Origin of the sequence: Pelagimonas phthalicica (genome assembly GCF_004364805.1) — a bacterium.
Taxonomy (GTDB): Bacteria; Pseudomonadota; Alphaproteobacteria; order Rhodobacterales; family Rhodobacteraceae; genus Pelagimonas; species Pelagimonas phthalicica.
In genome coordinates this window covers 391,757-404,749 of the sequence record NZ_SOAP01000003.1, presented here as the reverse complement: position 1 = coordinate 404,749, position 12,993 = coordinate 391,757, and the positions used below count along the sequence as shown (strand labels likewise).

Sequence of the window (12,993 nt, the reverse complement as noted above, 5' to 3'; positions counted from 1 at the left end):
AATTGAAAAAGGCGGGGTCACCCCGCCTTTTTCTTTGGCCTTGGTTGCCATCGCCTGCGCCAAACGGCTACATCTTGGGCCACATAAAAACGTTGCTGGTTGTTGTCACATCGCTTAACGCTGTCTGGCATCAAAGACATTAACGCGTTAAGTGGTTCCTGCTGGGTCAGTCAAACCCGAAACGCGACAGGGAGGGCATGCCATGCATATGGCCGATATGGGTAAATTCAAATTGCATTACCGGATTGATGGGCCTGATGATGGGGTGCCGGTGGTCTTTGCCAATTCGCTGGGGACAGACCTGCGGCTTTGGGATCCGATCATGCCGCTCTTGCCCGCTGGTCTGCGCATCCTGCGCTATGACAAGCGTGGTCATGGCCTGTCTGACACGCCCGAGGGGCGCTATTCCATGGGCGCGCTGGTTGGCGACGCGGAAAAACTCATGCAGATGACCGGGTTCAAGGATGCCGTCTTTGTCGGCCTCTCTATTGGCGGGTTGATTGCCCAAGGGCTGGCCGCGAAACGCCTTGATCTGGTCAAGGCCGTGGTTCTGTCAAACACAGCCGCCAAAATCGGCACCCGCGACATGTGGGAGGACCGGATCAAAACCGTCGAAGCAGGCGGGCTTGAGGCAGCGCTTGAGGCCACCATGACGCGCTGGTTCTCTAAGAAATTCCGCCAGACACCGGATTACCCCGCCTGGGAGAACCTGCATCTGCAAACCCCCGTGGCCGGTTGGGTTGGCTGTGCTGCGGCGATTGCAGGAACTGATTTCATCTCATCCACATCCGGCCTGCGCCTGCCCGCGCTTGGCATTGCCGGGACCGAAGACGGCTCGACCCCACCGGATCTGGTGCGTGAAATGACCGATCTGATCCCTGGCTCGCAATTCCATCTGATCCGCGGGGCGGGACATCTTCCTTGCGTCGAAAAGCCCGAAGAATATGCCGAAGTGCTGACCGGCTTCCTGAAATCGCAAGGGCTGGTCTGAATGGCGCGCTTTGTGCTGATCCACGGCTCGTGTCATGGGGCCTGGTGCTGGCGCGATGTGATCCCTGAATTGCAGGCCCTCGGGCATGAGGCCAAGGCCATTGACCTGCCCTCGCACGGGGCGGATACTACGCCGGCGGCGGATGTGACGCTTGACCTTTACGCGCGCGCCATCGTAGCGGCTCTGGACGCGCCCAGCATTGTTGTGGGCCATTCCATGGCCGGGTTCCCGATTTCCCGCGCCGCCGAGCTGGACCCAAGCCATATCGCGCGGCTGGTCTATCTCTGTTCCTATATCCCCTGGCCCGGGCTTGGCCTGGCCGATCAACGCCGCAAAGCGCCGCGCCAGCCCTTGGCCGAGGCCTTTCAGGTTGCGCCGGACCGCATCACCATGGGGTTTGATCCCAGCATGGCGCAGGACAAATTCTATCACGATTGTCCCGAAGCGGTGGACTACGCGCTGCAAAACCTGTGCCCACAGCCGATCCTGCCGCAGGAAACCCCCGCTGATCTCGGCGCAAACTACGCTTCGGTGGCGCGCAGCTATATCACCTGTGACGATGACCGGGCCATTCCGCCCGAATTTCAGCGCGAGATGGCCACCGCCCTGCCCGAGTGTGACCGCTACAGCCTGCCCAGCTCTCATTCACCTTTCTTTTCGATGCCGGATCGCCTTGCCGCGCTCTTGCACCAGATCGCCCAGACCTGACCGGAGCCCTCTATGCCCGCCACCCCCTTTGACAGCCTGCACCTAAATACTCTCTTTCCCGCCGGAGACATCGGCAAGCTGTTTTCCGACAGCGCCGAAATCCGCGCGATGATGCTGGTTCAGGGATCCTTGGCCTTGGTTCAGGGCGAGGCGGGCACGATCCCGCAGCTCAGCGCCCAGGCCCTACACCGCGCCAGCCTTGAGCTGCAGATCGACCCAGCCGGATTGGCCGAGTCCTGTGGCCAGAACGGCGTGACGGTTCCCGGCCTTGTCGCCGCCTTTCGCAAAGCCCTACAAGCGCCCGAACACGGGCAATATCTGCATTGGGGCGCGACCTCGCAAGACATTCAGGACAGCGCCCTGATGCTGCGCATGAAGCGTGCCCTTGGCATGATGGAGGCGCATTTGCGCGCCATCCTCGCCAATCTGGCCAAACTCGCCCAAGCCCATGCTGACACGCCGATGACCGCGCGCAGCTATGGGCAGCACGCCGTTCCCACCAGCTTTGGCGCGCAAGTGGCAAGTTGGGGCTGGCCGCTGATTGCGCAGCTTGAGGCCCTGGCAGAGCTGCGCGCGCAGACCTTGCTGGTCTCTCTCTCCGGCGCGGCTGGCACGGCTTCGGCGCTGGGTGATGATCCGATTGCCCTGCGTGCTGAACTGGCGGCCAAGCTGGGCCTGCAGGACCCGGGGCGCAGCTGGCATTCCGATCGCGGCCCGATCCTGCTACAGGCCGATTGGATGGCCCGCACCACGATTGCCTTGGGCAAGCTTGGCGAGGACCTGATCCTCGCCACCCATTCCGGCATTGGCGAGGTAACACTGGGCGGGGCTGGCGGATCCTCCACCATGCCGCAAAAACAAAACCCTGTGCTGCCCTCTGCTTTGGTTGCACTGGCCCGTCATGCGCAAGGGTTGAACACGACCTTGCAAGGCGCGGCGCTGCATCGCCAACAGCGCGACGGGGCCGCATGGTTCACCGAATGGCTGACCTTTCCGCAATTGGTCCAATGCTGCGCTGCCGCGCTGGCGCAGGCCGAGGCTGTGAGCGGCGGTCTTAGCCCCAATACCGCCCGCATGTCCGAGATCCTTGATGAAACCGGCGGGTTTGTTCTGGCCGAGGCGCTGAGCTTTGCCCTTGCTGCCAAGATGCCACGCCCAGAGGCGCAGGCCGAGACCAAGACCCTATGTGCCAAGGCGCGGGACACCGGCCAGGATCTGGCCAGCATTGCCAAAGAGGCGCATGCGGACCTGCCTGCAACCCTGTTCGACATGACCCAGCAATTGGGCACCGCCCCGGATGAGGCGCGCAGGTTTGCGCAAGCCGCGGCCGCGCTCTGATCGATGAACCTCACCGCCGTCTTCCTCTTGGCAACCGTGATGATCGACGCGATGGGCGTCGGGTTGATCATGCCGGTCATGCCCGACCTCATCACCGAGGTCACTGGCGGAACCCTGTCTGATGCGGCGCTGTGGGGCGGGGTTTTGACCACCGCCTTTGCGGTCATGCAATTCCTGTTCTCGCCGCTTTTGGGCAATCTGTCAGACTGGCTGGGCCGCCGACCGGTTCTGTTGGTGTCGCTGGCGGTCATGGCGGCGGATTACGTGGTCATGGCCTTGGCCGGAACGCTCTGGCTCTTGTTGATTGGTCGCCTCATTGGCGGCATCACCGCCGCCACCCATGCCACCGCCTCGGCCACCATGGCCGACCTTGCCGAGCCGGGCAAAGAGGCGCAGGGCTTTGGCCTGATCTCGGCGGCCATCGGGCTTGGCTTTATCCTAGGGCCGTTGATCGGCGGTGTGCTGGGCGAATATGGCACCCGCGCCCCGTTCTGGGCTGCCGCGCTTCTGGCAGGCGCAAACGGGTTGCTCGGCTGGGCGGTGTTCCGCGAGACCGTTACCGACGCCATCCGCCGCCCCTTTGTCCTGCGCAAATCCAACCCGTTTTCGGCCTTTCTCGCCATGTCGCACCTGCCCGGCGTTGGGCGCGGGTTGATCGGGTTCTTCCTCTATCAGGTCAGTTTCGCCGTCTATCCGGCGGTTTGGGCCTATTTCGGCAAAGCGCGTTTTGGCTGGGAGCCCGGCATGATCGGCGTGTCACTGGCGATCTTTGGCGTGTCTTTGGTTCTGGTGCAGGGCGTGTTGATCCGCAGCCTGATCAACCGGCTTGGAAACCGCGGTACAGCTCTGTTCGGTCTGGTGTTCTCCGGGATTTCCTATGGAGCGTTGTCGGTTGTGACCTCGGGCCAGCTGGCCCTGATCCTCACCCCGTTGGCGGCTTTGGGCGCGGCGTTTTCTCCGGCCATGCAAGGGATCCTGTCCCAAAGGCTTGGCCCATCGCGGCAGGGTGAATTGCAGGGCTTGCTTGGCTCGACCTCGGCCATCGCCATGGCCATCGCGCCCTTGTTGATGACCGCGACCTTTGCCCATTTCACCCGCGCCGAAACCGGCATCTACTTCCCTCCTGCCCCTTTTTTGGTGGCGCTGTTACTGACGGTGCTGACCTTGGCGCTGTTCCTTGCCCCGGCGTCACAACAACAAAGGTCGTAAACGCCGCTTTCTGTCGTTTTCTTGCATGACGGCTCGGGTCATGCTGCAAAGATCACTCTCTAGGCGGGCATTCTTTGCCCCGATTGAACCGACACATCAGACCCGAGGCCGCCATGCAGATCAGCGATCTTGATATCATCGTCACCGCCCCCCCTGCCCCCGGTTGGGGCGGGCGTTATTGGATACTGGTCAAGCTGACCACCAAGGACGGGATCACAGGTTGGGGCGAATGCTATGCTTCAAGCGTCGGGCCCGAGGCGATGCGCGCCGTGATAACGGACGTGTTCCAGCGCTACATCCTTGGCGAAAACCCGGAGAACATCGAACGCATGTTCCGCCGCACCTATAGTTCGGGCTTTACGCAACGCCCTGATCTGACAGTGATTGGCGCGTTTTCGGGGTTTGAGATGGCCTGTTGGGACATTCTGGGCAAAGCGCGCAACCGTCCGGTCTGGGCGCTGCTGGGCGGGATGATGAATGAACGCATCCGCACCTATACCTATCTTTATCCGCTGGATCATCATCCCCTGCCCGAATTCTGGGGCGATGCAGATATGGCCGCCGAAGCCGCCGCGGATTGCGTGGCACGCGGCTATACGGCGGTGAAGTTCGACCCGGCTGGCCCCTATACCATGCGCGGCGGCCACCAGCCCGCCATGTCCGATATCACCCGCTCGGTCGATTTTTGCCGCGCCATTCGCGACGCGGTGGGGGACAAGGCAGACCTGCTCTTTGGCACCCATGGCCAGTTCAACACCTCGGGCGCGATCCGACTGGGACAAGCCTTGGAACCCTACCTCCCGCTCTGGTACGAAGAGCCGATCCCGCCTGACAATCTGCTTGAATTTGAACAGGTTGCGAATTCTGTCCGCATCCCCATCGCCACCGGGGAACGCATGTGTACCCGCGCCGAATTTGCCACGGTTCTGCGTTCGGGCGGGGCCAAGATCCTGCAACCGGCTTTGGGCCGTGTCGGCGGCATATGGGAGGCGCGCAAACTGGCGGTTCTGGCGGAAAGCTTTAATGCCGAAATGGCCCCGCATCTCTATGCTGGCCCGGTGGAATGGGCGGCAAATATCCATCTCGGCGTGGCCATTCCCAACCTGCTGATCGCCGAAACCATCGAAACCCCCTTTCATGACGCGCTGATCAAAAGCACGATCCGGGTCGAAGATGGCTATGTCACCGCCCCCACGGCTCCGGGGCTTGGGATCGAGGTCGATGAAGACCTGGCCCGCGCAAATCCCTATGAGGGCGATGGGTTGCACCTGCAGATGCAGGACGATCCTTGTGATTACAAAAACGGCAACCTGTTCGAAGGCGGGGCACCGGCCCCACGCGATACCGCGTAACCGAGGCCGCAATCTCGCAAATTCAATCCACCCCTCGCATTTTGGGCAAAGCATGTTTATCTTGTCGCGAAATCCAACAGGGAACCGCACCTCGTGAACCAAATGCCCAAACCCCCAGCCCCGCCCGAGGAAATGGCCACCAATGCTCAGCATGCCGCGTCTTTTCTAAAGACGCTGGCCCATGAGGGACGGTTGATGATCCTGTGTCATCTCGGCTCGGGTGAAAAATCGGTGGGCGAGCTTGAGGCGCTGTTGGACACACGCCAGGCGGCGGTCAGTCAGATGCTGGCCCGGCTGCGCGAAGAGGGGCTGGTTTCGACCCGGCGTGACGGCAAGACGATCTATTACAGCCTGGCCAATGACGATACCAGCCGCGTGATTTCCCTGCTTTACGAGATGTTCTGCGCCAAAGCCGGGGCATAAAAACAGCCGCAACTGATATCCAGCGCGGCTGTTTCTTTGGGTTTTACTTGCGCGATCGCGTCAGGTGCGCGCCACCAAATTCCGTCGACGGAATTTGCAAAAGTTTTGCAAAACTTTTGTCACCGCGCCCCTGACTGAGAGTGTTACGCCTCGGCCCATTCCCAAGGCCGAACGAAGGCCCCCAGAACCGTGCCAACCTGCGCATCATCCGCGCCATTGGCCTCGAGCTGTGCCACCAAACCGCGTTTCTTGTCATCCATGACCGATACCACGCGCGCCGGGCAATCCGCCTTTTCCAAAGCGCCGTTATAGACCCGGGTGATCGCGTTCTTACGCAGATCCGGTTTGAACACTTTGCCAACAGCGGTTTTGGGCAATTCATCCAGGATTGTCAGATGCTTGGGATGGGCCGCGCGTTCGTGAACATGCTTTTTCGCGTGTTCCAGCAGTTCTTCGACACTGACCTCGGCCCCGTCAACCAGTTCGACAAAGGCACAAGGCAGCTCACCAGCATGGGAATCCGGCTGCCCGATGGCACCGGCAAAGGCAACGGCGGGATGCGCCAGCAGGGCCTCTTCGATCTCTGCCGGGTCAATATTGTGACCGCCACGAATGATCAGGTCTTTGGCCCGGCCAGTGATCCAAAGATAGCCATCCTCGTCCAACCGCCCCAAATCGCCGGTGCGCAGATAGGTGCCGTAGTGGAACAGGTCCTTGTTCTTGTCGGTCTCGGTATAGGTGCTGCCCGCAAAAACCCCGGGGTTCGAGATGCAGATCTCGCCAATCTCATCCGCGGCGCATTCCACCGGTTCGCCATTTGCTGTCTTGAGGATCTTGACGTTGTTATAGGGCAAGGGAATGCCGACCGAACCGACCTTTTTCACCCCTTCCGGTGGGTTTACCGAGACAAGGCAGGTGGCTTCGGTCAAGCCATAGCCTTCGCAAATGGTAACTCCGCAGGTCTTTTCAAAGCGTTTGAAAAGCTCCATTGGCATCGGGGCCGAGCCGGAAAACGCTGTTTTTACAGAAGAAATATCGGCATCCACGGGGCGCTGCATCAAGGCGGAGACGGCTGTAGGAACAGTGATGATAAAACTGATTTTCCAGCGCTCGCAGAGCTTCCAGAAATTATCGAACACGCCCTCGCCGCGATAGCCTTGCGGTGTTGGAAACACCACATGTGCACCGGAATGCAGGGCCGCCATCAGGATCACATGCACCGCAAAGACATGGAACAGCGGCAGCGGGCACATGATGTTGTCGGTCTCGTCAAACAGCAGCGTCGCGCCAAGCCAGCCATTGTAATTCATGCCGGAATAAAGGTGCTGAGCGACCTTTGGCATGCCGGTCGTACCGCCGGTGTGGAAATAGGCCGCGATGCGGTCTTCGGTGCTGTCCTCGAAATCGAGCGTGGTGTTGTGCTTGGCAATTTCCTTATTGAAATTAAGCACATCCACATGCGTATTGCCGTCATTCTTGGGTCGGATCAGAGGCACGATCCAGGATTTGGGCGGTGTCAGATATTGGTTAAGGTCGATCTCGATCACTGTGTGGACATGCGGCGCGTGGCGCACGGCTTCGGCGACCTTTTGCGCGACATCGGTTTTTGGAAAGGCCTTGAGCGTCACGACAACCTTGGCATCCACTTCGCGCAGGATCGAGCCGATCTGTTCGGGTTCCAGCAGTGGGTTGATCGGATTGACGATCCCGGCTACTGCCGCGCCCAAAAGGGTATAAATCGTTTCAGAGCAATTGGGTAGCACATAGGCCACCACATCGTTTTCGCCAATGCCAAGGCTGCGGAACATGTTGGCGCTTTGGGTGACCCGGTCTTTCATCTGTTGCCAGGTGACCGTGTCCGCCTTGTCCTTGGCCCCGGACATTAATTGGTAACTGGTGGCGGGCCGATCCGGAAACTTCCCTGCAATTTTGCAGAGTTGGCCATAGAGACTGACCGGAATATCCCGATCACCCCATGGCATTTCTTGTTCAATTGCATTGCGGTCGTCCATGCTCGCATAAGCCATGGTTGCCCTTCCTCCCCGTTACTCGCTGGCCTGTATACTGTGGATTTTATCCCAATGGCGCAAGGGTTTGCGACGTTGGGGCAATGGGGCTTTGACGCAGCGTTTTGGGGTGGGTGACTTTTGTGGGGGGAGGTGGCAAAAGGAAGGAATGGACCATCCGCTGATCGATCTCATCAATACCAAGATTCAAAAGGCCGACCGCGAGGGGGCCTTTGACAATCTGGCGGGTGCGGGCAAGCCGCTGCCGAAATGTGATGACCCAGACAATGCGGTAATGCACCGGATTCTAAAGGAAAATGGCACGGTTCCCGAGTTTGTTTCGCTGAGCCAAGAGCTGGCGAAACTGCGCGCGGAACTGCTGGAAACCACCGATCGAACCGAACGTCGCAAGCTGATTTCGGAGATGTCGCTGCTAGAGGCGCGGCTTGAAATCGCCCGCAAAGGCTGAGCCCGTTACGCCGGTTTTAACAGACCGCACGCTGCCGGTAACGGATCGCTCGCCCTTATCGCAACGGGGCAATCGGTACAAAACCACCCCAATTTTGCAGAGATTGCCCCCGCCTAGGGTCAGGACCCACTAAGTCAAAACGCTCAGCATGGAAAAATACGTGTTATCAGAGGTTTGAATTTCGCAGACAAGGCTGGTTGCCGTGGCAAGGAAATCGAGCCGCTGAGAACGTGTATTTCTCCATGCCCTTCGGGTTCACCGGATTTTGTCCCAACCTGCGTTATATGCCCTTGAAATAGAACCACTATTCCAGCGGTCATATGCCTAGCCTGGAACAAAATCTGGTGAACTGAGCGTTGTGACTTAGTGGGTCCTGACCCTCACGGGGCCCCGGATCAAGCCATTTTGCCAATCTGTCCGATTCTGCCCGCGTTTGGGGGAGATTGCCCGGCCTGTTACCACTTGGATCGCGCGCTCAGAGATTTCTTTGGTTAAAATCGGTTAGGAGAGGTTAAGTCACCGCTTTAGACCGGCGCTTTCGGCTTTTTCCCCCGTAAAGTTGTTCGACCTGTGCCCCGCTCTTTCCCCAATTTTAACGTGCGTAAGCTATCCAGCTTTCGTGTTGTGAATACAGGATTGAGTGATGCCAACCGCCAGCGAGTTGCCAATTGATAGCAGCGCGAGTGCCATGGATATGGCGGACACCATGTTTGGCAATGGTGTTACAGTGGTTTCCGCAACCTATACCGGAGCCGCCACGGCCTCTGGCACCTATTCGAACGGTGACAGTGTTGCGCCAGGAATTACGCCATCTGATACCGGTGTCATCTTGTCGACGGGGAATGCCGCCGACATTACCAATAGCTCCGGTGACGTGAATATCGCAGCTGACACCTCAACAATAAACAATACGGCAGGCGATGCCGATCTCGATGCGATTTCAGGTCAGACCACCTTTGACGCAGCCGTATTTGAAGCGGACTTTGTTCCTGATGGCAGCACGTTGACCATGCAGATTGTATTTTCCTCAGAGGAATATCTCGAATTTGTGGATGGTGGTTTCAATGACGCTGTGGGGGTTTGGGTCAATGGGGTCGAAGCCGAGCTATCCGTTGGGACAGGCAATATTTCCATTGATGAAATCAATGATGTCGACAATTCGAACCTATACATCGACAACGCCGACACCAGCGATACCTACAATACCGAAATGGACGGGTTTACCGTCACGCTGACGCTAAAGGCTCCGGTCAATCCCGGGGTGACCAACTCGATCAAGATCGGCATCGCTGACGGCGGTGACGGCTCATATGACAGCAACCTTTTGATTGCTGCGGATTCCGTACAGACCGCTTTGGTTGCTGAGGATGACGAGATTCATGTGCGACTGGGTGAAGACGTCAACCATAACCTCTTAGCCAATGACACCTCAGCCACTGGTGCGCAAATGTCGATCACCCACATTAACGGGCAGCCCGTCAATGTAGGTGACACAATCGTGCTTTCGACCGGGCAAACCATCCAGGTGACGTCTGAAGGTGTGGTGCTCGCCAGTTCTGGCAGCGAGGTTGGCGAAGACTTTTTCACATACACGGTCGAGGATGACCTGGGAAACACCGATGTCGGCCATGTCAATCTGATCACAACCGCCCCCTGTTTCACCTTTGGCACCCGCATCCGGACACCGCGCGGCGGAGTTCCGGTTCAGCATCTCAAGGTCGGTGATCTGGTGGAAACCGTGGATCGGGGGCCGCAACCCCTTGTCTGGATTGGACGTTCGATCAGAAAGGCGGTGGGGATGGATGCGCCCGTTCGGATTGAAAAAGGTGCTTTGGGGAATTCGCGCACGACATGGGTGTCGCGCAATCATCGCCTGCTGCTCAAACAAAGTGGCTTGCAGCTGTTCTTTGGCGAAAAGGAAGCCTTGGCAAGGGCTTGTGACATTGTCGACGGGAAAGGAATTGTTCTTGATCCGTCAGGCAAGGACGTAGTGTATTTTCACCTTTTGCTTGAGCGCCATGAAATTATTGTCGGTGACGGTATGCGGAGCGAAAGCTATTTGGCAGGCCCTGAAACTGCGCGGAGTTTTGACGAAACCTATCAGGAAGAGCTGTTTGGTCTGTTGCCGGGCCTACGGCATTTGAAGGCACCAAAAATGCAATCTGCGCGGCTTGCCCTAAAACCTTTCGAAACCGCCTTACTCCCGCGGCTTGGGTCCGGCTTGGCCAAACCAGTTTCCTGCGCGCGGCGGACCGTCGCCTGAACCGATGCACCCCTAGGGTCAGGACCCATTAATTCGCAATGCTCAGCATGGAAAAATGCGTGTTGTCAGAGGGTTGAATTTCGCAGACAAGGCTGGTTGCCTTGGCAAGAAAATCGAGCCACTGAGAGCATGTATTTCTCCATGCCCTTCGGGTTCAACTGATTTTGCTCCAACCTGCGTTATATACCCTTGAAATAGAACCACTATTCCGGCGGGCATATGCCTACTCTGGAACAAAATCAGATGAACTGAGCGTTGTGACTTAATGGGTCCTGACCCTAAGGTAAGGGGATTATAGTCGGCGTTTTTGCTCGGGGGTGCGCAGCCCGGTGGTGGGCTGCGCGGGTGCTCTGTCAGTGGCAGCCTTTGGCGCGGTAGATGCCTTCGAGTTGCTTGAGGGATTTGGTGGCGTCGATCTCATCCACGAGGTTGACCCCGGTTTCGATATCGGCGGCGGTGCGGACCTCTTTATCCTTGGCGAAGATCGACTCGACGTTATTGACGAAACCGTCAACCTGCGCCGAGGTTTTGCGCTGCTCGCGCTTGCCGATCTCGCGGGCGAGCTGGGTGCAGCTATAGGTTTGGGCCTTGGCCAGCTGCTGTTTGGATTCACCACAGGCAACAAGAAAGCTGAGGGCTAGCAGCCCCATCAAAGGCAGTTGGATGGAACGAAGGTACATAATTTTCCTCTTAGTCTGTCGTTTCCCACCGCTGGCCGGTTGTCTGTCTTGGGGTTTGCGGCCCTGACGGATCGACCGGCTTCGGTTGCCTGTGCAGATAGGCGGCGGGGGGCAGTGCTGTCGTCTCCTTCCAACGGGAAGGACAAATTAGCGGTCGAGACAGGTGGAAAAACCGTGCTGTCCTGTCCTTGCCGGTTGAGAGAGACGACAAGAATGGGGGAGATGCGGCAGGACCGTTCTGTCGAAACGCCGCGCGTCTTGACGGTTTGGGCGGTTGCTTAACTCCACCATGGCTGGCAATCCGGGGTCGCGGTATTGCGCAGCGTATGAGACAGGTTCCGAGATGACTTTTGCTTCGATTGAAACTGCCCTGACCCTTGCGACAGCCGGCTTTTGCCTGTTTTGCGCCAATCTCTTGCTGCTGCGGCGGCGCGATGCCTGGGTCTATGTGCCGCTGGCGCTGTTGTTTCTGTTCAAGGGCCTGGCCAGCGGTGCCCTGTTATGGGCAGAGAGCGAGGGGGCACCGGATTTTGCGCTGCGACTTGCGCTGCTTGTGGGCGGGTTCGAAGTGGCCAGCCCGTTTCTGTTCTGGCTCTATGTGCGCGGCCTGACCAGCGAGGGCGAGCTGGAACGCGTCCCGAGACTGCGCCGCCACATCCTGCCGATTGTGTTTGTGGTGCTGTGTTTCTGGTCCGCTCTGTTCATGCCTGCTGATCTGGTGAATGCAGAGATTGCCGAGGATGACCCTAGGATGCCGGGCCTGTTGTTGATCGCTTTGCTGGTGCTGGTGGCGGATCTGAGTTTCAAGGTTATGATTGGCATCTATATCTATCTGACGATCCGCCGGTTGACCACCTATCAGGCGCGTTTGAAAGAGGTGTTTGCCAGCACGGAAAACAAGGAGCTGACCTGGATCTGGGTGATTATGCTGTCGGCGGGTCTCTATCTGTTGGTCAATATCCTGCACAGCGCGTCGATCTGGGCCGGGGCCCTGAGCGCGGCGGATTTCGAGGCCGAGGCACTGGCGCTGAACAGTCTGGTTCTGTTTGCGCTGTTTTGGGTGCTGGGGATCTGGGGGTTGCGGCAACGGCCTGGGTTGATCCAATCCCACACGGATGACCGCCTGCCGCCCGAGGAACCGGCCAAGCCGAAATACGAGAAATCCGCCCTGGATGAGACCCGCGCCCAGCGCATCGCCGAAAAGATCGAGGCGGCGATGTCAGAGGATTTGCTCTATCGCAATCCGAACCTGTCGCTGTGGGATCTGGCCAAACATGTTGGCGTGAATTCCCACTATCTGTCGCAGACGCTGAACGCGCATCTGGACAAGAATTTCTTTGACCTGGTGAATGGCTATCGCATTCAGGACGCGATCAAACAGCTGACCCAGACCGAAGAAACCATTCTGGTCATCGCCTATGATGTCGGGTTCAACTCCCGCTCGGCCTTTTACAAGGCGTTCAAGCGGGAAACCGGTAAGACGCCGTCAGACCTGCGCAAGTAGAACTAGGGCCTGTGGACATTCACCATAGATCATCAGTTTCAGTCCAAAAT

Annotated in this window: 11 protein-coding genes; 9 read left to right on the top strand and 2 right to left on the bottom strand. The window is 58.5% G+C overall.

What is annotated here, in order from left to right; genetic code table 11:
- Positions 1 to 202 precede the first annotated feature (202 nt).
- From pcaD to CLV87_RS20100, 6 genes are all read left to right on the top strand, one after another.
- A complete protein-coding gene (gene pcaD, locus CLV87_RS20125; RefSeq protein WP_099249079.1) occupies positions 203 to 991 on the top strand; it encodes a 3-oxoadipate enol-lactonase in 789 nt (262 codons plus the stop codon).
- Entirely contained in the window at positions 992 to 1,699 is a 708-nt protein-coding gene (locus CLV87_RS20120; RefSeq protein WP_099249077.1) for an alpha/beta fold hydrolase, read from the top strand.
- Positions 1,700 to 1,711: 12 nt separating this feature from the next.
- Entirely contained in the window at positions 1,712 to 3,037 is a 1,326-nt protein-coding gene (locus CLV87_RS20115) for a lyase family protein (RefSeq protein ID WP_099249075.1), read from the top strand.
- Positions 3,038 to 3,040: 3 nt separating this feature from the next.
- Positions 3,041 to 4,246 carry an MFS transporter gene (locus tag CLV87_RS20110; protein WP_099249073.1) on the top strand — a complete coding sequence of 402 codons (1,206 nt, stop codon included), beginning with the start codon at positions 3,041 to 3,043 and terminating at the stop codon, positions 4,244 to 4,246.
- A gap of 113 nt (positions 4,247 to 4,359) precedes the next feature.
- Positions 4,360 to 5,598, top strand: a complete 1,239-nt coding sequence (locus CLV87_RS20105; RefSeq protein WP_099249071.1) for a mandelate racemase/muconate lactonizing enzyme family protein — start codon at positions 4,360 to 4,362, stop codon at positions 5,596 to 5,598.
- Between the two features lie 102 nt (positions 5,599 to 5,700).
- Positions 5,701 to 6,021: an ArsR/SmtB family transcription factor gene (locus CLV87_RS20100; RefSeq protein WP_235872002.1), complete on the top strand. Its 321-nt coding sequence runs from the start codon at positions 5,701 to 5,703 to the stop codon at positions 6,019 to 6,021.
- Positions 6,022 to 6,164: 143 nt separating this feature from the next.
- Here CLV87_RS20100 and CLV87_RS20095 read toward each other — a convergent pair whose 3' ends face one another.
- Positions 6,165 to 8,048, bottom strand: a complete 1,884-nt coding sequence (locus CLV87_RS20095; RefSeq protein WP_099249069.1) for an acyl-CoA synthetase — start codon at positions 8,046 to 8,048, stop codon at positions 6,165 to 6,167.
- Positions 8,049 to 8,196: 148 nt separating this feature from the next.
- Here CLV87_RS20095 and CLV87_RS20090 point away from each other — a divergent pair, with 148 nt between their 5' ends.
- On the top strand, positions 8,197 to 8,496 hold the full coding sequence (locus tag CLV87_RS20090) for a DnaJ family domain-containing protein (RefSeq protein WP_099249067.1): 300 nt from the start codon (positions 8,197 to 8,199) through the stop codon (positions 8,494 to 8,496).
- A gap of 643 nt (positions 8,497 to 9,139) precedes the next feature.
- The gene (locus CLV87_RS20085) at positions 9,140 to 10,759 is read left to right on the top strand and encodes a choice-of-anchor L domain-containing protein (protein ID WP_099249065.1); all 1,620 of its coding nucleotides are present in this window, start codon (positions 9,140 to 9,142) and stop codon (positions 10,757 to 10,759) included.
- 353 nt (positions 10,760 to 11,112) lie between these two features.
- Here CLV87_RS20085 and CLV87_RS20080 read toward each other — a convergent pair whose 3' ends face one another.
- A complete protein-coding gene (locus CLV87_RS20080; RefSeq protein WP_133840855.1) occupies positions 11,113 to 11,439 on the bottom strand; it encodes a hypothetical protein in 327 nt (108 codons plus the stop codon).
- A gap of 343 nt (positions 11,440 to 11,782) precedes the next feature.
- Between CLV87_RS20080 and CLV87_RS20075 the strand changes: the two genes are divergently transcribed.
- Positions 11,783 to 12,943, top strand: coding sequence for a helix-turn-helix domain-containing protein (locus CLV87_RS20075; protein WP_166652803.1), 1,161 nt, complete (start codon positions 11,783 to 11,785; stop codon positions 12,941 to 12,943).
- The last annotated feature ends 50 nt before the right edge of the window (positions 12,944 to 12,993 follow it).

Excerpts from the sequence above, each read along its gene's own strand:
- CLV87_RS20085 (WP_099249065.1), top strand. The coding sequence starts at position 9,140 with ATGCCAACCGCCAGCGAGTTGCCAATTGATAGCAGCGCGAGTGCCATG.
- CLV87_RS20100 (WP_235872002.1), top strand. The coding sequence starts at position 5,701 with ATGCCCAAACCCCCAGCCCCGCCCGAGGAAATGGCCACCAATGCTCAG.
- CLV87_RS20115 (WP_099249075.1), top strand. The coding sequence starts at position 1,712 with ATGCCCGCCACCCCCTTTGACAGCCTGCACCTAAATACTCTCTTTCCC.
- CLV87_RS20110 (WP_099249073.1), top strand. The coding sequence starts at position 3,041 with ATGAACCTCACCGCCGTCTTCCTCTTGGCAACCGTGATGATCGACGCG.
- CLV87_RS20090 (WP_099249067.1), top strand. The coding sequence starts at position 8,197 with ATGGACCATCCGCTGATCGATCTCATCAATACCAAGATTCAAAAGGCC.
- CLV87_RS20075 (WP_166652803.1), top strand. The coding sequence starts at position 11,783 with ATGACTTTTGCTTCGATTGAAACTGCCCTGACCCTTGCGACAGCCGGC.
- CLV87_RS20095 (WP_099249069.1), bottom strand. The coding sequence starts at position 8,048 with ATGGCTTATGCGAGCATGGACGACCGCAATGCAATTGAACAAGAAATG.
- CLV87_RS20105 (WP_099249071.1), top strand. The coding sequence starts at position 4,360 with ATGCAGATCAGCGATCTTGATATCATCGTCACCGCCCCCCCTGCCCCC.
- CLV87_RS20080 (WP_133840855.1), bottom strand. The coding sequence starts at position 11,439 with ATGTACCTTCGTTCCATCCAACTGCCTTTGATGGGGCTGCTAGCCCTC.
- CLV87_RS20120 (WP_099249077.1), top strand. The coding sequence starts at position 992 with ATGGCGCGCTTTGTGCTGATCCACGGCTCGTGTCATGGGGCCTGGTGC.
- pcaD (WP_099249079.1), top strand. The coding sequence starts at position 203 with ATGCATATGGCCGATATGGGTAAATTCAAATTGCATTACCGGATTGAT.